This window comes from Streptomyces sp. SAT1 (genome assembly GCF_001654495.1).
Lineage (GTDB): Bacteria > Actinomycetota > Actinomycetes > Streptomycetales > Streptomycetaceae > Streptomyces > Streptomyces andamanensis.
Genome location: NZ_CP015849.1, coordinates 2,908,274 through 2,927,635, shown reverse-complemented (window position 1 = coordinate 2,927,635; position 19,362 = coordinate 2,908,274). Strand labels below are relative to the sequence as shown.

The following is a 19,362-nucleotide window of genomic DNA, read 5'->3' as shown; positions in this document are numbered from 1 at the left end:
CGTCCGTGTCGTACGCCCGTTGCTCGTGTCGTACACCCGTTCGATATCCGCCACGTTGTCCACAGGCCCGACCGCCCCCGCCCCGGCGACGTACGCTGAAGGAATCCCCGGCCCGTCCCCCGAGCCGGGCCCTTCGTGTTGCCCACCCCAGGACGGAAAGCCCCTCCATGAGCCTGCACGGTCTGCTCGACGCCGTCGTCAAGGACCCCGCCCTCGCGGAAGCGATCACCGCGGCCACGGACGGCAATCGCATGCACGTCGACCTCGTCGGCCCGCCCGCGGCCCGCCCCCTGGCGATCGCCGCGCTGGCCCGCGAGTCCGGCCGCCCGGTGCTCGCGGTGACGGCGACCGGCCGCGAGGCCGAGGACCTGGCGGCCGCCCTGCGCTCGCTGCTCCCGGAGGAGGGCGTCGCGGAGTACCCCTCCTGGGAGACACTGCCGCACGAGCGGCTCAGCCCGCGCAGCGACACCGTGGGCCGTCGCCTGGCCGTGCTGCGCCGCCTGGCGCATCCGCGGCCCGACGACCCCGAGACCGGCCCGGTCTCCGTCGTCGTCGCCCCCGTGCGCTCGGTGCTCCAGCCGCAGGTCAAGGGCCTGGGCGACCTGGAGCCTGTCTCCCTGCGCACCGGCGAGAGCGCCGACCTGAACGCGGTGGTGGAAGCCCTGGCCGCCGCCGCGTACGCGCGCGTGGAGCTGGTCGAGAAGCGCGGCGAGTTCGCCGTGCGCGGCGGCATCCTCGACGTCTTCCCGCCCACCGAGGAACACCCCCTGCGCATCGAGTTCTGGGGCGACGACATCGAGGAGATCCGCTACTTCAAGGTCGCCGACCAGCGCTCCCTGGAGGTCGCCGAGCACGGCCTGTGGGCCCCGCCCTGCCGCGAGCTGCTGCTCACCGAGGACGTCCGCGCCCGCGCGCGTGCCCTGGCCGAGCGCCACCCGGAGCTGGGCGAGCTGCTCGGCAAGATCGCCGAGGGCATCGCGGTGGAGGGCATGGAGTCCCTGGCCCCGGTCCTCGTCGACGACATGGAACTGCTGCTGGACGTGCTGCCCAAGGGCGCCCTGGCCGTGGTGTGCGACCCGGAGCGGGTGCGCACCCGCGCCTCCGACCTGGTGGCCACCTCGCAGGAGTTCCTCCAGGCGTCCTGGGCGGCCACCGCGGGCGGCGGCGAGGCCCCCATCGACGTCGGCGCGGCCTCCCTGTGGTCCATCGCCGACGTCCGGGACCGGGCGCGCGAGCTGGACATGATGTGGTGGTCCGTCTCGCCCTTCGCGGCCGACGAGAGCGCCTACGGCACCGAGGGCGACGGCGACACCCTCAAGCTGGGCATGCACGCGCCCGACACCTACCGCGGCGACACCGCCAAGGCGCTCGCCGACACCAAGGGCTGGCTGGCCGAGGGCTGGCGCACCGTCTTCGTCACCGAGGGCCACGGCCCGGCCGCCCGCACGGTGGAGGTGCTGGGCGGCGAGGGCATCGCCGCCCGCCTGGACACGGACCTCGGGGCGGTGTCCCCGTCCGTGGTGCACGTGGCGTGCGGCTGCATCGACCACGGCTTCGTCGACCCCGGCCTGAAGCTGGCCGTGCTCACCGAGACCGACCTGACCGGACAGCGCACCGCCGGCCGGGACGGCGCCCGCATGCCGGCCCGCCGCCGCAAGACCATCGACCCGCTCACCCTGGAGGCGGGCGACTACATCGTGCACGAGCAGCACGGCGTGGGCCGCTACATCGAGATGGTGCAGCGCACCGTGCAGGGCGCCACCCGCGAGTATCTGGTGGTGGAGTACGCCCCGGCCAAGCGCGGCCAGCCCGGCGACCGCCTCTACATCCCCACCGACCAGCTGGAGCAGATCACCAAGTACGTCGGCGGCGAGGCCCCCACGCTGCACCGGCTCGGCGGCGCCGACTGGACCAAGACCAAGGCGCGCGCGAAGAAGGCGGTCAAGGAGATCGCCGCCGACCTGATCAAGCTGTACTCCGCCCGGATGGCCGCCCCCGGGCACTCCTTCGGCACCGACACTCCCTGGCAGCGCGAGCTGGAGGACGCCTTCCCGTACGCGGAGACGCCCGACCAGCTGACCACCATCGCCGAGGTCAAGGAGGACATGGAGAAGTCGGTCCCGATGGACCGCCTGATCTGCGGCGACGTGGGGTACGGCAAGACGGAGATCGCGGTCCGCGCCGCCTTCAAGGCCGTCCAGGACGGCAAGCAGGTCGCGGTCCTGGTCCCCACCACCCTGCTGGTCCAGCAGCACTTCGGCACCTTCTCCGAGCGCTACGCGCAGTTCCCGGTGAAGGTGAAGGCGCTCTCCCGCTTCCAGACCGACACCGAGGCGAAGGCGGTCCTCGAAGGGCTGCGCGAGGGCTCGGTCGACGTCGTCATCGGCACCCACCGGCTGTTCGCCTCCGAGACCAGGTTCAAGGACCTGGGCCTGGTCATCGTCGACGAGGAGCAGCGTTTCGGCGTCGAGCACAAGGAGCAGCTGAAGAAGCTGCGCGCCAACGTCGACGTGCTGACGATGTCCGCGACCCCGATCCCGCGCACCCTGGAGATGGCGGTCACCGGCATCCGCGAGATGTCCACGATCACCACCCCGCCCGAGGAGCGCCACCCGGTGCTGACCTTCGTCGGGCCGTACGAGGAGAAGCAGATCGGCGCGGCCGTCCGCCGCGAACTGCTGCGCGAGGGCCAGGTCTTCTACATCCACAACCGGGTGGAGTCCATCGACCGGGCCGCCGCCCGGCTGCGCGAGATCGTGCCCGAGGCGCGGATCGCCACCGCCCACGGCCAGATGTCCGAACAGGCCCTGGAACAGGTCGTCGTGGACTTCTGGGAGAAGCGGTTCGACGTGCTGGTCTCCACGACGATCGTCGAGTCCGGCATCGACATCTCCAACGCCAACACCCTGATCGTGGAGCGCGGCGACAACTTCGGCCTCTCCCAGCTGCACCAGTTGCGCGGCCGGGTGGGCCGCGGCCGCGAGCGCGGCTACGCCTACTTCCTCTACCCGCCGGAGAAGCCGCTCACCGAGACCGCGCACGAGCGGCTGGCGACCATCGCCCAGCACACCGAGATGGGCGCGGGCATGTACGTGGCGATGAAGGACCTGGAGATCCGCGGCGCCGGAAACCTGCTGGGCGGCGAGCAGTCCGGCCATATCGCGGGCGTCGGCTTCGACCTGTATGTGCGGATGGTCGGCGAGGCGGTGGCGGACTACCGGCGGCAGCTGGAGACCGGTGAGATCGAGGAGGAGGCGCCGCTGGAGGTCAAGATCGAGCTCCCGGTCGACGCGCACGTCCCGCACGACTACGCGCCCGGCGAGCGGCTGCGCCTCCAGGCGTACCGGGCCATCGCCTCGGCCAATTCGGAGGAGGACATCAAGGCCGTCCGCGAGGAGCTGACCGACCGTTATGGCAAGCTGCCCGAGCCGGTGGAGAACCTGCTGCTGGTGGCCGGGCTGCGGATGTTCGCCCGCGCCTGCGGGGTCGGTGAGATCGTGCTCCAGGGCGCCAACATCCGCTTCGCGCCGGTGGAGCTGCGCGAGTCCCAGGAGCTGCGCCTGAAGCGGCTCTACCCGGGCGCGCTGCTCAAGCCGGCCGCCCACCAGGTGCTCGTCCCGCGCCCCAAGACCGCGAAGGTCGGCGGCAAGCCGCTGGTCGGCCGGGAACTGCTGGCCTGGGTGGGCGAGTTCCTGACCTCCGTGCTCGGGTCGTAACACTCGATACGCCCCATCTGCTCCTTTTGCCTCTGTGCGCCCCAAGTGGGGCGCACATCTTCCTGGTTACGTTGGGCACAGACAAGTCAGGCCCGCACGCACCAGGGGCGGGCCGCGCAGGACAAGGCAAGGGGAGGGCCCATGGGCGTAGAGGTGTGTCGGGAAGCCGGTCGGAGGGGAGCGGGCCGGGCGATATCCCGTCCGCTCGCGCGCGGCGGCGCGGCGGTGTGCGCCGTCGCGGCTCTCACCTTCGTCGCCGGATGCAAGAGCGACGACGCGCACAGCGCGGGGTCCGGCACGCGCAGCGGCGCACCGGCGGCCCCGGCCCCGTCGTCGGACGGACACTCCGTCAGTCCGCTGGCCAACCCGGACGGGACCAAGCCGGGCCTGGCGCCGCTGACCAGCGACAGCGACCGGGCCGCGGCCCGCAAGCTCATCCAGACCGTGACGACGAAGGGCCGCGGCCCGAAGACCGGCTACTCCCGGGACAAGTTCGGGTACGCCTGGATGGACACCGCCGACGGCGTCCCCTGGTCGCGCAACGGCTGCGACACGCGCAACGACCTGCTCAAGCGCGACGGCCAGAACCTCAGTTACCGCAAGGGCTCCAACTGCGTGGTCGTCTCCATGACCCTGCACGACCCGTACACGGGCAAGACCATCCAGTGGACCAAGGCGCACGCCACCACCGTCCAGATCGACCATGTGATGCCGCTGTCCTACGACTGGCAGATGGGCGCCGCGCACTGGACGAAGGACAAGCGCGAGCAGATCGCCAACGACCCGCTGAACCTCATTCCGGCCGACGGCCCGGCCAACTCCGCCAAGAGCGACTCCGGTCCGGCGACCTGGCTGCCGCCGAGCAAGGACGTCCGGTGCTCGTACAGCGTGCGGTTCGCGCAGGTCTCCCTGAAGTACAAGCTGCCGGTGACGACCGCCGACAAGCAGATGATGCTGAAGCAGTGCGGCGGCTGAGCCCGGCCGCATGAGCGCCCGCGCCCCGGCCCCGGGAGCCGGGGCCGGCGCGTGACGCGGACTCAGGGCCCGTACGGACTGCGGTAGGGGTTCCCGTACGGGCCCGGGGACGCGGCGCTCCCCGGCACCGCCCCGTACGCCCCGGACCCGGCCCCGTGCGCCTGCGGTGCCGCAGCCGCGCCCGCGGCCCGCCGGTCGAACATCGCGAGGAGCAGCATCAGCGTCGCCGCCAGCAGGCACAGGATGATGACGATGCCGAGCACCGCGTCGCCGTCGTCCTGGTCGGGCAGGACGCTCATCCAGGTCACCGTCACCCCCTCGTACAGGACGAACGCGGCGAACGCGCCCCAGTCCGACCCGCGCCGTCGCCGGATCGCCACATACAGGAACGGCACCCACACCAGCAGACCCAGCGAACCCCAGACCAGGACCGACCAGGCGATCCGCTGGAGCCAGCCCGCCTCCAGACGCTTTTCCATCCCAACCCCCCACACATCCGCCGCGATCGGGCGGCCACGAAGCAGGGGGCAAGATTAAGCCACGGAACGGCACCCGTACTCTGCTCCGCAAGACACACACACGCGCGGTCCGGGCACGCACGCGCCCGCGCGCAGAACAGCAGAACAGGGGTGGGGGATGGCCGGACACCGGCAGTCCAGGAAGCGCAGATACCTCACATGGACGGTGGCGGGGGCCGCCGTCGTCGCGGGCGGCGGGATCGCGGCGCAGACCTCGATGGCCGCGACGAGCTGGCCCGCGCAGAAGACGTACACCGGCCGCGCCTTCGACACCTGCACCGCGCCCTCGCTGAACGCCATGACGGGCTGGCGCAGCAACGGGTACTACGGCGCCGCCGCCGTCTACATCGGCGGCAAGAACCGCGGCTGCGCCCAGCCCAACCTCACCGCCTCCTGGGTGAAGTCGGTCAGCTCCATGGGCTGGAAGCTCATCCCGCTCTACGTCGGCGCCCAGCCGCCCTGCCAGAAGAGCGCCAACCCGGAGAAGCTCACCGCCGCCAACGCCAGGACGCTGGGCACCGCCGACGCCAAGGACGCCGTGGCCAAGGCGAAGGCCCTCGGCATGAAGGCCGGCAGCGCGGTCTACCTCGACATGGAGCCGTACGCCATCACGGACAAGGCGTGCAACGACGCGGTGCTGGCCTACGTGCGCGCCTTCGGCAAGCAGCTGCGCGCCCAGACGTACCGCTCGGGCTTCTACGGTTTCAGCAGCTCCAGCGCCAAGGCGATCGCCGACGCGAGCGACAAGACCGACCTGCCCGGCAACCTCTGGTACGCGCTGTGGGACAACAAGGAGACCACCACAGCGGACTGGCCCTTCGGCAAGAACCAGTTCACGGACCACAGCCGGGGCCACCAGTACAAGGTGAACAGCAAGGAGACACGCCGCGGGTTCACCCTCACCGTCGACAGCAACGCGTGGGACGCGCCGGTGGCGATCACCGGCTGACCCGCCCGGCCGGGGGAGTGCGGCGCGACGGTGCCCGAAGTGGCGGTGAATCGTTGGTCCAATGGCTTGGCCGGAGCACGGCCGCTGCCTACTATCGATCACCGCAAGACTTTGTGCACCGTCGCACAATCCCCACCCAGGGAGGCCCCCTTGCACCGCCGCCGTCGCACCGCGCTCGCCCTGTCCGCCGCGATCGTCGCGGCGGCCCCCGTCCTCACCGCCTGCGGCAGCGAGGCGCATCCCGGCGCCGCGGCCGTGGTGGGCGGGCAGCGGATCACCGTCGCACAGCTCCAGAGCCGGGTGGACGAGGTGCGCCGGGCGCAGCGGGCGGCGGTGGCCGACGAGACGCAGTACCAGCAGGCCGTCGCCCGCACCGGCACGCTGAACCGGGACACCCTGCACCAGATGGTGCTCGACCGGGTCCTGGACCGCACGGCCCGGGACGAGGGCGTCACCGTCACCCCGCGGGAGGTGCAGCAACTGCGTTCCGGGCTCGAACAGCAGGCGGGCGGCGCCAAGGCGCTGGAGACGGCCTGGCTCCAGCAGTACGGGGTGCCGCCGCGGCGCCTGGACGACAACCTGCGCCTCCAGGTGGAGGCGCAGAAGGTGGCGGCGAAGCTGCACACGGACCCCAGCCGCCCCGAGTTCTGGAACGCGCTGTCCGCCACCTCCGGGAAACTGGGCGTCGACCTGAATCCGCGCTACGGGGCCTGGGACGTGAAGAAGGGCGGCGTCGCCGCGAAGACCCCGTGGCTGCGGGACGTCTCGGTGCCCGCCGCCCAGCAGCCGGCCTGATCCCGGGACCGGCCCGGCGCCCGCCGACGGGACGGGCGCCGACGGAACCCGCGGGCCTGTGGACAACCGCCTGTGGACAACTTCCGGGGGCGTCGGCGGGGTGCGTTACGTTCGAAGCGTGAACACGACCTCTGCCTCCGCCGCCGAGCCGGCCGCCGCCGCACCCGGCCGCATCGTCCTGCTGACCACCAGCCACCGGGTCGCCCCCGGACTGCTGTCCTGGCCCGCCTGGCAGGCGCTGCGCACGGCCGACCGGGTGCTGTGCGCGGACGCGGCGCACCCGCAGCTGCCGTATCTGCGCGAGGCGGGCATCACCGTGTCCGAGGCGTCCCCGACCGCCGAGGAGCTGGTGGCCGCCTGCGCCGGCGGCCGTACGGCGGTGGTCGTCGCCACCGGTGAGGGCGAGCCCGCGCTCACCGACGGGCTCGCCCGGCTCGCCGGATCCGGCCGTGTCTCCATGCCGGAGCTGGAGCTGCTGCCCGCCTCCTACGACCTGCCCGGCGCCCGGCTGCTCGACCTCGTCCAGGTCATGGACCGCATCCGCGTGGAGTGCCCCTGGTCGGCGCAGCGGACCCACCGGGGTCTGGCCAAGTACGCCATCGAGGAGGCGTACGAGCTGGTCGAGGCGATCGAGGACGGCGACCGCGACGAGCTGCGCGAGGAGCTGGGCGACGTCCTGCTCCAGGTCGTCTTCCACGCCCGGATCGCCGAGGACGACCCGGAGGAGCCCTTCTCCGTCGACGACGTGGCCGGCGGGATCGTCGCCAAGCTGATCCACCGCCATCCGCATGTCTTCGGCGAGGAGACGGCCGCGACCCCGGAGGAGGTCAAGGAGCACTGGCTGCGCACCAAGGCCGAGGAGAAGCAGCGCACCTCCGTCACGGAGGGCGTCCCCCTCCACCAGCCGGGCCTGGCCCTCGCGGCGAAGCTGGCGTCCCGGGTGCGCACCGCGGGTCTGGACGTGCCGCTGCCCCGGGGCGAGGGCATCGGCTACGAGCTGCTGGCCCTGGCCGCCCGCGCCGAGGCGGAGGGCGTCGATCCGGAGGCGGCCCTGAGAGCGGCGGCCCGAGCGTACCGGGACGCCATCAAGCAGAAGGAGACCGCCTGAGGCCCCGGCCCCGACAGCCCCATGACGCGCGCCCCTCCTTACTCCCCACTCCCTACTCCTTTCGCTCCTCGCTCCGCTTGCTCCACGCTCCGCTCACCGGGCCCGGCCCCGCCCGCCGCCGACCGCCGCCGACCGCGCCTCGGTCACCGGCTTCCGGGCCCCGGGTCTCCCCGCCTCCACCCCACCCGCCTCCACTCGCCCCCGGCGGCTACTGTCGCCCCATGCACGACCAGCCGCCCGCCTCCTCCACCCCTCCCGACCCCTCCTCCGCCCCGTCCGATCCCCCCGGCGCCCCCGGCACTCCCGGCGCCGCCCCCTCGCCCGATCTCCCGCCGCCGCTGTTCACCTGGGAGTTCGCGAGCGATCCGTACCCGGCGTACGCCTGGCTGCGTGAGCACGCCCCCGTGCACCGCACCCGGCTTCCCAGCGGAGTGGAGGCATGGCTGGTCACCCGGTACGCCGACGCCCGGCAGGCCCTGGCCGACCCGCGGCTCTCCAAGAACCCGGCCCACCACGACGAGCCCGCGCACGCCAAGGGCAAGACCGGCATCCCCGGCGAGCGCAAGGCCGAGCTGATGACGCATCTGCTCAACATCGACCCGCCGGACCACACCCGGCTGCGGCGGCTGGTCAGCAAGGCGTTCACCCCTCGCAGGGTCGCCGAGTTCGCGCCGCGCGTGCAGGAGCTGGCGGACGGCCTCATCGCGTCCTTCGCCGGGCGCGGCACCGCCGACCTCATCCACGAGTTCGCCTTCCCGCTGCCCATCTACGCCATCTGCGACCTGCTCGGCGTCCCGCGCGAGGACCAGGACGACTTCCGGGACTGGGCGGGCATGATGATCCGCCACGGCAAGGGGCCCCGGGGCGGAGTGGCCCGGTCGGTGAAGAAGATGCGCGGCTATCTGGCCGAGCTGATCCACCGCAAGCGCGCCGCCCTGCCCGCCGAACCGGTCCCGGGCGAGGACCTCGTCTCCGGGCTCATCCGCGCCTCCGACCACGGCGAGCACCTCACGGAGAACGAGGTCGCCGCGATGGCGTTCATCCTTCTCTTCGCCGGTTTCGAGACGACCGTCAACCTCATCGGCAACGGCATGTACGCCCTGCTCACCCACCCCGGCCAGCGGGCGCGGCTCCAGGAGTCGCTGGCCGCGGGGGAGAGCGGGCTGCTGGAGACCGGGGTCGAGGAGCTGTTGCGCTACGACGGGCCGGTGGAGCTGGCCACCTGGCGGTTCGCCACCCGGACGCTCACGCTCGGCGGGCAGGACATCGCCGCGGGCGATCCGGTGCTGGTGGTGCTGGCCGCCGCCGACCGCGACCCGGAGCGGTTTGCCCACCCCGACACGCTCGACCTCGCCCGCCGCGACAACCAGCACCTGGGGTACGGGCACGGCATCCACTACTGCCTGGGCGCCCCGCTCGCCCGCCTGGAGGGGCAGACCGCGCTGGCCACCCTGCTGACCCGGCTGCCCGACCTGCGTCTCGACGCGGAACCGGCCGAACTGCGCTGGCGCGGCGGGCTCATCATGCGCGGGCTGCGGACCCTCCCGGTCGGCTTCACCCCCGCCCCGGCTCCCGCCCCGGCTCACCCCTCTGCCTCAGCCTCTCCCTCCGCCCCGGCCCCCGGGACGACCACCGAGAACGGCCCCGCCCCCGGGCGCTGACGGCGGCAAACATGACGCGTGTTCAACTATGTGATGTTCATGTGATCTGCGCGGCATGAACTTGTGACAAGTGATCGTCACCCGATACTTTCACCCATCAGCGTGACGCCGGGGCCCTCCCGTCCCGCCGCCGCGCCGTCACTGCCGTCGTGCGAAAGGTCTCCAGATGCTCTCCGGGAACGGTCGTCACCGTCGCCCCCGCCAGGCTCCGGCCCTCCTCGTCGCCGCCGGAGTGACCGGCTCGGCCATCGCCATCCCGCTGGTCGCCGCATCCGGCGCGAGCGCCGCCGACGGCACCACCTGGGACAAGGTGGCGCAGTGCGAGACCGGCGGCTCCTGGAGCGCCGACAACGGCCACGGCTACTACGGCGGCCTGATGCTCACCCAGGACGACTGGGAGGCGTACGGCGGCCTCTCCTACGCGGCCAGCGCCGACCAGGCCAGCCGCTCCCAGCAGATAGCCGTGGCCGAGAAGATCCTCGCCGACAAGGGGCCCGGCGCCTGGCACACCTGCGGGCTGCTGGCCGGGCTCACCAAGGGTTCCGGTACGGCCGACGTCGACACGGGCGTGGGCGGCGACTCCTCGGCGTCCGGCGCGGACGGATCCACCTCGTCGGACAAGGGTGACAAGAGCGGCAAGGACGACAAGGGCGACAAGGACGACAAGGGCTCCGCCTCGTCCGGAACCTCCGGTTCCACGGGCAAGGGTGGCGACTCCGACGGCTCCGGCGGCTCCGACGCGTCCGGGAAGCCCCGTACCGGCGAGGGCGGTCTGTCCGACTCGCCCCAGGACGCCGACAACTCTTCCGGTTCGTCCGGCTCTTCGCCGGACGCCACCGAAACGCCCGGAGCCTCACACGGGACCGGCGCCTCGCACGGCGCCACCACCGGACCGTCCGACGGACCCTCTGCGCCCGGGAAGACGGACGGCCCGGCCGAGTCCGGTGCGGGCACGCCCGACGCCACCTCGTCCACGGGCACGGGCGCCGGCACCCCGGACCAGGACCGTGACAACTCCGGCGATGCGGACAACTACGTTCAGGATGTCGGCTCTTCGGCGCTCGTCGACACCGGCGCGCTCGGCTCCGGCGGCCGCCACCGCGGCGGCAGCGCCGACGAGGGCACGGCGGACGGCGCCGCGGGCGGCCGGCACGCCTCCCGGGGCGGCGGCGCACACGCCTCGTCCGCCGGCTCCTACACCGTGCGCACCGGCGACTCGCTCACGTCCATCGCCGACTCCTTCGACCTGCACGGCGGGTGGCACGCGCTCTATGACTCCAACAAGGGCGCCATCGGGGCCGACCCGGACCACATCGTCGCCGGTCAGAGCCTGGATGTCCCCGCCGAAAACGCCCAAAAGTAGCGGGAGTTCACGTCACGCTTCGCCTTGTATGTCCTATTCGGTGAAAGTGTGGGATGAGTCTCAGAAGCCCTGATCGTCTTTGAAATCCGGCGGATCACCTGTCTACGGTCATGACCGCTCGCCACCGCGAGCCCCGGCTGCCGCAACGCCGAATCCTGCCAGCGGCCGTACGGGAACAGTCGTCGCGTCAAGCGCCGCAGGCAGGAGCGGGGGACCCAAGGTAAGTGCCGCACCGGGCAGTTGACCGGAGCGGCTGGGGGTGAAGCCGTGCCTCTCGGAAGGCACGGCCGGGCAACTCAACCGGCCCGAACCCGACAGCTCACCTCGCAGGCGTCGGTGAGGGGATCCTTCCATGCTGTTTTCCGGCAAGGGCAAGCACCGCCGTCCGTCCAAGGCCACTCGCGCCATCGCACTCGCCGGTGTCACCGGCGTCGCCGTCGCCGGCCCGCTGATGGCGGCCGGCAACGCCTCCGCCGCCACCGCCTCCGAGTGGGACGCGGTCGCCCAGTGCGAGTCCGGCGGCAACTGGTCGATCAACACCGGCAACGGCTTCTACGGCGGCGTCCAGTTCACCAACTCCACCTGGGCCGCCTTCGGTGGCACCGCCTACGCGCCGCGTGCCGACCTGGCCAGCAAGTCCCAGCAGATCGCCATCGCCGAGAAGGTCCTCGCGGGCCAGGGCAAGGGCGCCTGGCCGGTGTGCGGCAAGGGCCTGTCCGGCGCCGCGTACTCGGGCGGCAGCTCCTCGTCGTCCTCCTCTTCTTCGTCCTCGTCGTCCTCGTCGTCTTCCTCCTCCTCTTCGTCGTCCTCGGCGAAGAAGAGCAGTGGCGCCGGCAGCTCCAAGAGCAGCACCACGACCCGCTCCACCGAGCAGCAGGCCGCGGGCCGCTCCGCCGACCGCCCGGCCCCGAAGAAGACCGTCACCACCCCCACCGGCAAGAAGGTGAAGAAGGGCGACGGCGAGTACAAGGTGACCGCCGGCGACTCGCTCAGCTCCATCGCCGCCGCCCACCACGTCCAGGGCGGCTGGGAGAAGCTCTTCCAGCTGAACAAGGACATCGTCGACGACGCCGACCTCATCTACCCGGGCCAGCAGCTGCACCTGAAGTAAGGCGCGGCGGCCACCGCCCCACCCCCCGTCCCCACGGGCTCCCTGCCCCGGTGCGTTCTCCCCCGTACGCGCCGGGGCGGGGGCATTTCACCTTCCGTTCGGACCCCCGTTCCCGTCTTCTTTGTTCCGTGCTGAAACAATGTGTACCGTCACTCTGTCCACGGGACGGTCGGTCGGCCGGTCGGCGGCCCGGGACGGTTAGGCTCTAGTCGCACGGCTCACAAGCCCCGCACTTTCAGCGTCACATCCACGAAGGAGATGCTCGTGCCGTCCATCGACGTCGTCGTAGCCCGGGAAATCCTGGACTCCCGAGGCAACCCCACGGTCGAGGTCGAGGTCGGCCTCGACGACGGCAGCACGGGTCGTGCCGCCGTCCCCTCCGGCGCCTCCACGGGCGCCTTCGAGGCCATCGAGCTGCGTGACGGTGACCCCAACCGTTACCAGGGCAAGGGCGTCGAGAAGGCCGTCCTCGCCGTCATCGAGCAGATCGGCCCGGAGCTCGTCGGCTACGACGCCACCGAGCAGCGCCTGATCGACCAGGCCATGTTCGACCTGGACGCCACCGACAACAAGGGCTCGCTCGGCGCCAACGCCATCCTCGGCGTCTCCCTCGCCGTCGCGCACGCCGCCTCCGAGGCGTCCGACCTCCCGCTCTTCCGCTACCTGGGCGGCCCCAACGCGCACCTGCTGCCGGTGCCGATGATGAACATCCTGAACGGCGGCTCGCACGCCGACTCCAACGTGGACATCCAGGAGTTCATGATCGCCCCGATCGGCGCGGAGTCCTTCTCCGAGGCCCTGCGCTGGGGTGCCGAGGTCTACCACACCCTCAAGAAGGTCCTGAAGAACAAGGGTCTGGCCACCGGTCTCGGCGACGAGGGCGGCTTCGCCCCGAACCTCGGCTCCAACCGCGAGGCCCTGGACCTGATCCTGGAAGCGATCAAGGAAGCCGGCTACACCCCCGGCGAGCAGATCGCCCTCGCGCTCGACGTCGCCGCCTCCGAGTTCTACAAGGACGGCAAGTACCTCTTCGAGGGCAAGGAGCGCTCCGCCGCCGAGATGACGGAGTACTACGAGGAGCTGGTCGCGGCCTACCCGCTGGTCTCCCTCGAGGACCCGCTGTTCGAGGACGACTGGGCCGGCTGGAAGGTCCTCACCGACCGCCTCGGCGAGAAGGTCCAGATCGTCGGTGACGACCTGTTCGTCACCAACCCCGAGCGCCTGGCCCGCGGTATCGAGGAGGGCAGCGCCAACGCCCTGCTGGTGAAGGTGAACCAGATCGGTTCGCTCACCGAGACCCTGGACGCCGTCGAGCTGGCCCAGCGCAACGGCTTCAAGTGCATGATGTCGCACCGCTCCGGCGAGACCGAGGACGTCACCATCGCCGACCTCGCCGTCGCCACCAACTGCGGCCAGATCAAGACCGGCGCCCCGGCCCGCTCCGAGCGCGTCGCCAAGTACAACCAGTTGCTGCGCATCGAGGAGATCCTCGACGACGCCGCGGTGTACGCCGGCCGCAGCGCGTTCCCCCGCTTCAAGGGCTGAGCCGCGCGCGGGCCGAGCCCGTAAAAAGGTGAGGCCGAGCCAGTCGTCCGTACGTCCCCGCACCCGGTCCCGTACCGTGTCCGGGGACGTACGCACGTGTGAGCGGGCATGGACGGCATGCGCGGGGCAGGAACGGGAGGCGCGACGATGGCCGTGAAGGACCGGGACCGGTTCTCCACCGCGACCAGGCTCAGGCTGCTCGGTGAGCAGACCGCGGCCCGGGTCTACCGCTCCCAGACCCGGCGGCAGGCCCGCCGCTCCCGGCTCACCGGGCGCGCCGCGCTGCTCGCGCTCGTCGTCTGCTCGCTGGTGGTCGCCCTGGCGTACCCGATGCGCCAGTACGTCGCCCAGCGCGCCGACATCGCCGATCTGAGGCGGCAGAAGCAGCAGGCCCGCGAGCGGGTCGAGCAGTTGCGCGACCAGAAGGCGCGCTGGCAGGACGACGCCTACGCCCAGCAGCAGATCCGGCAGCGGCTGCACTACGTACTGCCCGGCGAGACCGGTTTCACCGTGGTCGACCCGGGCCCGGCCAAGCAGTCCCGCGCCGAGCAGGGGCCGGCCCGCCGCCCCTGGTACACCAACGTCTGGTACGGGGTCGACAAGTCCGACGCCGCCCGCCAGTGAACCGACAGAGAGACTTCCCCACAGGCATGGAAACGCCCCCGCCGCCCACCGAGCGCACCGAACCCACCGACGCGGACGTCGCGGCCTTCCGGCAGCAGCTCGGCCGGCCGCCGCGCGGACTGCGCGCCATCGCGCACCGCTGCCCGTGCGGTCAGCCGGACGTCGTGGAGACGGCCCCCCGGCTGCCCGACGGCACGCCCTTCCCGACGCTGTACTACCTGACGTGCCCGCGCGCCGCCTCGGCGATCGGCACGCTGGAGGCCGACGGCGTCATGAAGGAGATGACCGAGCGGCTGGCGAGCGACCCGGAGCTGGCGGCGGCCTACCGGGCGGCGCACGAGGACTACATCCGGCGCCGGGACGAGATCGAGGAGCTGACGGGCTTTCCGAGCGCGGGCGGCATGCCCGACCGGGTCAAGTGCCTGCACGTCCTGGTCGCCCACTCGCTGGCCGCCGGGCCCGGCGTGAACCCGCTGGGCGACGAGGCCATCGCGATGCTGCCCGAGTGGTGGCGCAAGGGCCCGTGCGTGACCGTGCCCGAGGATCACACGGATCACACGGATCACACGGACCTCACGGACCGCACGGAGGGGGACGCATGACCAGGGTGGCCGCCGTCGACTGCGGCACGAACTCCATCCGTCTGCTCGTCGCGGACGCGAATCCGGAAACCGGCGAACTGATCGACCTGGACCGGCGCATGACGATCGTGCGGCTCGGCCAGGGTGTCGACCGCACCGGCCGGCTCGCCCCCGAGGCGCTGGCGCGCACCTTCGCGGCCTGCCGGGAGTACGCGCAGGTCATCAAGGAGTACGGAGCCGAGCGGCTGCGGTTCGTGGCCACCTCCGCCTCCCGGGACGCGGAGAACCGGGACGAGTTCGTGCGCGGCGTGGTGGACATCCTGGGCGTGGAGCCCGAGGTGATCTCCGGCGACCAGGAGGCGGAGTTCTCGTTCACGGGTGCGACGAAGGAACTGACGGGGCGTACCGATCTGGCCACCCCGTTCCTGGTCGTGGACATCGGCGGCGGCTCGACGGAGTTCGTCGTGGGCGACGACCGGGTGCGCGCCGCCCGCTCGGTGGACGTGGGCTGTGTGCGGATGACCGAGCGTCACCTGGTCCGCGACGGGGCGGTGAGCGACCCGCCCACCGAGGAGCAGATCGCCGCCATACGGGCCGACATCGAGGCGGCCCTGGACCTGGCCGAGCGGTCGGTGCCGCTGCGCGAGGCGCGCACCCTGGTGGGCCTGGCCGGCTCGGTGACCACGGTGTCGGCCGTCGCGCAGGAACTGCCCGCCTACGACTCGGCCCGCATCCACCACTCCCGCGTCTCCCTGGAGCGGGTCCGCGAGATCACAAGTGCGCTGCTCCGCGCCACCCACGCCGAGCGCGCCGCCATCCCCTCGCTGCACCCGGGCCGCGTCGACGTGATCGGCGCGGGCGCCCTGGTCCTGCTGGCCGTGATGGAGCGCGTCGGCGCCACGGAGGTCGTGGTGAGCGAGCACGACATCCTCGACGGGATCGCCTGGTCCGTGGCGTAGCCCGGCCGGACCGCCGGACCGCCGGACCGCCGGACCGCCGGACCGCCGGGGCGCCGCACGCACGGCCCGGGGCGGCCCGGCACACCCCCTTTCCTACCCGCTGGTAACCTCTGCTGAGCAGGCGCGACAACGCATGAGCGGGCCGGGACGGGGGGCGCGGGCGGGCGGATGACGCGCCGTCGGAAAACTTCGTGAAGTTCTTCACAAGGAATTCGGTCCGGCAGGGCGATCCGGGCCCTCCGGCGGGCCCGCAGAGGGGGTCTGCGGAGCGTGAATGATGTTCGGGGGAGTGTCCGGACGGGGCCCCGCGAGCGGGTCCTGCGGCGGCCCTCCGGAGCCGCCCGGAGATCGGAGCGGCAGCTCACGCGCCCTTGACAACGTCCCAAGTCGCCCATCGGTTCGCTTCCGCGATCATGATCTGCGTCACGAGGGGCGCGGAGTTTAACACAGGCCCTCCCGAAGCTTGTGAAGGGGCGCACGAGGCACCCCCCGGGAACGGGTGGATACTCGATGCCATGAGCACCACGGAGCGTCCCAGGATCCTCGTAGTAGGCGGTGGGTACGTAGGCCTGTACGCAGCTCGGCGCATTCTCAAGAAGATGCGCTACGGAGAGGCGACCGTCACGGTCGTCGACCCCCGGTCGTACATGACCTACCAGCCCTTCCTCCCCGAAGCCGCCGCCGGCAGCATCTCCCCGCGGCACGTCGTCGTCCCCTTGCGGCGCGTGCTTCCCAAGGCGGAGGTCCTCACCGGCCGGGTCACGACCATCGACCAGGACCGCAAGGTCGCCACGATCGCCCCGCTGGTGGGCGAGGCGTACGAGCTGCCGTTCGACTACCTGGTCATCGCCATGGGCGCGGTCTCCCGCACCTTCCCGATCCCCGGCCTCGCCGAGCAGGGCATCGGCATGAAGGGCATCGAGGAGTCCATCGGCCTGCGCAACCACGTCCTCGAGCAGCTCGACAAGGCCGACTCGACCACCGACGAGGAGATCCGCCGCAAGGCGCTCACCTTCGTCTTCGTCGGCGGCGGCTTCGCCGGCGCGGAGACCATCGGCGAGGTCGAGGACATGGCCCGGGACGCGGCCAAGTACTACACCAACGTGTCCCGCGAGGACATGCGCTTCATCCTGGTCGACGCCGCCGACAAGATCCTCCCCGAGGTCGGCCCCAAGCTCGGCCAGTACGGCAAGGAGCACCTGGAGAGCCGCGGTGTGGAGATCTACCTCTCCACCTCCATGGACTCCTGCGTCGACGGCCACGTGGTGCTGAAGAACGGGCTGGAGGTCGACTCCAACACCATCGTCTGGACGGCCGGCGTCAAGCCCAACCCGGTGCTGTCCCGCTTCGGTCTGCCCCTCGGCCCGCGCGGTCACGTCGACTGCGCGCCGACGCTCCAGGTGCAGGGCACCGACTACATCTGGGCCGCGGGCGACAACGCCCAGGTGCCGGACCTGGTCGGCCGCAAGGCGGGCAACGAGAACGCCTGGTGCCCGCCGAACGCCCAGCACGCGCTGCGCCAGGCCAAGGTCCTCGGCGACAACGTGGTCTCCGGTATGCGGGGCTTCCCGCAGAAGGACTACAGCCACGCCAACAAGGGCGCGGTCGCGGGCCTCGGCCTGCACAAGGGCGTCGCGATGATCGTCATGGGCAAGATGAAGATCAAGCTCAAGGGCCGTCTCGCCTGGTACATGCACCGCGGCTACCACGGTCTGGCCATGCCGACCTGGAACCGGAAGATCCGCATCTTCGCGGACTGGACCCTCGGCATGTTCCTCAAGCGCGAGGTCGTCTCGCTGGGCGCCATGGAGAACCCCCGCGAGGAGTTCTACGAGGCCGCCAAGCCCGCCCCGGTCCCCGCGCAGAAGACCGAGGAGAAGGCCAAGGCGTCCTGACGCCCGGCCCGAGCACCCTCTTCTGAAGGGGCCGCCCGCCATCCGTGGTGCGGGCGGCCCCTTCGGCGTGTCCGGCCTCCGGGCCGCCCGGCGCCGCCCCAAATACGTGGTTGCTGCAACTACTTTGCCCGTTCATGACCCGCGTGCGGGACTGCGCCAGGGCCCGCGCGGTGTTTACGTGGTGGATGACATCCGGCGTTCGCCGTCACGGAGGTGTGCACCATGCCCGACGCCGCGCTGCGGCTCACCAGACTCCTCGAACAGTTGCTGGGAGCACCGCTCCCGGTGCGCATCCGCGCCTGGGACGGTACGGAGGCGGGCCCGCCCGGCGCCCCCGTGCTCGTCGTCCGCAACCGCCGCGCCCTGCGCCGCCTGCTGTTCAAACCCGGCGAACTGGGCCTGGCCCGCGCCTGGGTCGCCGGTGACCTCACCGTGGACGGTGACCTCTACACCGCCCTCGGCCTGCTCTCCGGGCTGATCTGGGACCGCGGCGAGGACAGCCGCGGCCTCGCCGCCGCCCTGCGCGACCCGTCGGTGCGCTCCGCGGTCGCGGGCCTGGTGAGGATGGCGGGCCCGCCGCTGCCGCCCGCCCCGCCCGCCGAGGAGGTCCGCCGCCCCGGCCACCTGCACACCAAACGCACCGACAAGCGCGCCATCAGCCACCACTACGACGTCGGCAACGACTTCTACGAGCTCGTCCTCGGCCCGTCCATGGTGTACTCCTGCGCCTACTGGCCGGCCCCCGAGCCCGGGGCCACCCTCGAACAGGCGCAGCACGACAAGCTCGAACTCATCTCCCGCAAGCTGGACCTGAAGCCCGGTCAGCGCCTGCTCGACGTCGGCTGCGGCTGGGGCTCCATGGCCGTCCACGCGGCCCGCGAGCACGGCGTGAGCGTCGTCGGCGTCACCCTCTCCCAGGAGCAGGCGGCCTACGCCAGGAAGCGCGTCGCCGACGAGGGGCTGACCGACCGGGTGGAGATCCGCGTCCAGGACTACCGGGACGTGAGCGACGGACCGTACGACGCCATCTCCTCCATCGGCATGGCCGAACACGTCGGCGCCGAACGCTATCTGGAGTACGCCGGCGTCCTTCACGCCCTCCTCAGGCCCGGCGGGCGGCTGCTCAACCACCAGATCGGCCGCCGCCCGCAGCGCGACGAGTCGGCGTACCGGGTGGACGAGTTCATCGACGCCTACGTCTTCCCGGACGGCGAACTCGCGCCCATCGGCACCACCGTCACGCAGCTGGAGCGCGCCGGGTTCGAGGTGCGCGACGTGGAGTCGATCCGCGAGCACTACGCGCTCACCCTGCGCCGCTGGGTCGCCAACCTGGAGCAGCACTGGGACCGTGCCGTACGGCTCACCAGCCCCGGCCGCGCCCGCGTCTGGCAGCTGTACATGGCGGCCTCCGCGCTCGCCTTCGAACGCAACCGCATCGGCGTCAACCAGGTGCTCGCGGTGAGGACCCCCGACTCCGGTGCGTCGGGGATACCGCTGCGCGCCCGCACCTGGGGCGCCGCCTAGGGCTCCGCTGGGCCAGGACGCGGGAGGGGCCCGTTCCG

At 71.9% G+C, this 19,362-nt stretch carries 15 protein-coding genes and 1 riboswitch; of the genes, 14 read left to right on the top strand and 1 reads right to left on the bottom strand.

Annotation, left to right across the window (positions count from 1 at the left end; translation table 11 throughout):
* The first annotated feature begins 167 nt into the window (after positions 1-167).
* Both mfd and A8713_RS12635 read left to right on the top strand, forming a co-directional pair.
* On the top strand, positions 168-3,716 hold the full coding sequence (gene mfd / locus A8713_RS12640; RefSeq protein ID WP_064533536.1) for a transcription-repair coupling factor: 3,549 nt from the start codon (positions 168-170) through the stop codon (positions 3,714-3,716).
* A gap of 192 nt (positions 3,717-3,908) precedes the next feature.
* Positions 3,909-4,691 carry an HNH endonuclease family protein gene (locus tag A8713_RS12635; RefSeq protein WP_064537470.1) on the top strand — a complete coding sequence of 261 codons (783 nt, stop codon included), beginning with the start codon at positions 3,909-3,911 and terminating at the stop codon, positions 4,689-4,691.
* Positions 4,692-4,753: 62 nt separating this feature from the next.
* Here the strand turns inward: A8713_RS12635 and A8713_RS12630 are convergent, their stop codons facing one another.
* Positions 4,754-5,170: a hypothetical protein gene (locus A8713_RS12630; RefSeq protein WP_064533534.1), complete on the bottom strand. Its 417-nt coding sequence runs from the start codon at positions 5,168-5,170 to the stop codon at positions 4,754-4,756.
* A 157-nt stretch (positions 5,171-5,327) separates the two neighbouring features.
* On the opposite strand from A8713_RS12630, the gene A8713_RS12625 reads away from it, so the two are divergent.
* The 12 genes from A8713_RS12625 to A8713_RS12570 all read left to right on the top strand — a co-directional run bounded on the left by A8713_RS12625 (position 5,328) and on the right by A8713_RS12570 (position 19,324).
* On the top strand, positions 5,328-6,158 hold the full coding sequence (locus A8713_RS12625) for a glycoside hydrolase domain-containing protein (RefSeq protein WP_064533532.1): 831 nt from the start codon (positions 5,328-5,330) through the stop codon (positions 6,156-6,158).
* A gap of 150 nt (positions 6,159-6,308) precedes the next feature.
* Entirely contained in the window at positions 6,309-6,953 is a 645-nt protein-coding gene (locus A8713_RS12620; protein WP_064533530.1) for a SurA N-terminal domain-containing protein, read from the top strand.
* Between the two features lie 118 nt (positions 6,954-7,071).
* Positions 7,072-8,061 carry a nucleoside triphosphate pyrophosphohydrolase gene (locus A8713_RS12615; RefSeq protein WP_064533528.1) on the top strand — a complete coding sequence of 330 codons (990 nt, stop codon included), beginning with the start codon at positions 7,072-7,074 and terminating at the stop codon, positions 8,059-8,061.
* Between the two features lie 221 nt (positions 8,062-8,282).
* The gene (locus tag A8713_RS12610; protein WP_079158932.1) at positions 8,283-9,722 is read left to right on the top strand and encodes a cytochrome P450 family protein; all 1,440 of its coding nucleotides are present in this window, start codon (positions 8,283-8,285) and stop codon (positions 9,720-9,722) included.
* Positions 9,723-9,888: 166 nt separating this feature from the next.
* Positions 9,889-11,085: a transglycosylase family protein gene (locus A8713_RS12605; protein WP_064533526.1), complete on the top strand. Its 1,197-nt coding sequence runs from the start codon at positions 9,889-9,891 to the stop codon at positions 11,083-11,085.
* A 182-nt stretch (positions 11,086-11,267) separates the two neighbouring features.
* A riboswitch (cyclic di-AMP (ydaO/yuaA leader) is annotated at positions 11,268-11,433 on the top strand.
* Between the two features lie 4 nt (positions 11,434-11,437).
* Positions 11,438-12,196, top strand: a complete 759-nt coding sequence (locus A8713_RS12600) for a LysM peptidoglycan-binding domain-containing protein (RefSeq protein ID WP_064533524.1) — start codon at positions 11,438-11,440, stop codon at positions 12,194-12,196.
* A gap of 264 nt (positions 12,197-12,460) precedes the next feature.
* Positions 12,461-13,741, top strand: a complete 1,281-nt coding sequence (gene eno, locus A8713_RS12595) for a phosphopyruvate hydratase (RefSeq protein ID WP_216826770.1) — start codon at positions 12,461-12,463, stop codon at positions 13,739-13,741.
* A 147-nt stretch (positions 13,742-13,888) separates the two neighbouring features.
* The gene (locus A8713_RS12590; RefSeq protein ID WP_064533520.1) at positions 13,889-14,365 is read left to right on the top strand and encodes an FtsB family cell division protein; all 477 of its coding nucleotides are present in this window, start codon (positions 13,889-13,891) and stop codon (positions 14,363-14,365) included.
* Positions 14,366-14,391: 26 nt separating this feature from the next.
* Positions 14,392-14,967 carry a DUF501 domain-containing protein gene (locus tag A8713_RS12585; protein WP_064533518.1) on the top strand — a complete coding sequence of 192 codons (576 nt, stop codon included), beginning with the start codon at positions 14,392-14,394 and terminating at the stop codon, positions 14,965-14,967.
* Positions 14,964-15,905: a Ppx/GppA phosphatase family protein gene (locus A8713_RS12580; RefSeq protein ID WP_064533516.1), complete on the top strand. Its 942-nt coding sequence runs from the start codon at positions 14,964-14,966 to the stop codon at positions 15,903-15,905. Before A8713_RS12585 ends, A8713_RS12580 begins: the two co-directional genes overlap by 4 nt.
* 515 nt (positions 15,906-16,420) lie before the next feature.
* Positions 16,421-17,800 carry an NAD(P)/FAD-dependent oxidoreductase gene (locus A8713_RS12575; RefSeq protein WP_079158931.1) on the top strand — a complete coding sequence of 460 codons (1,380 nt, stop codon included), beginning with the start codon at positions 16,421-16,423 and terminating at the stop codon, positions 17,798-17,800.
* Positions 17,801-18,022: 222 nt separating this feature from the next.
* Positions 18,023-19,324 carry an SAM-dependent methyltransferase gene (locus tag A8713_RS12570; protein WP_064533513.1) on the top strand — a complete coding sequence of 434 codons (1,302 nt, stop codon included), beginning with the start codon at positions 18,023-18,025 and terminating at the stop codon, positions 19,322-19,324.
* Positions 19,325-19,362: the final 38 nt, after the last annotated feature.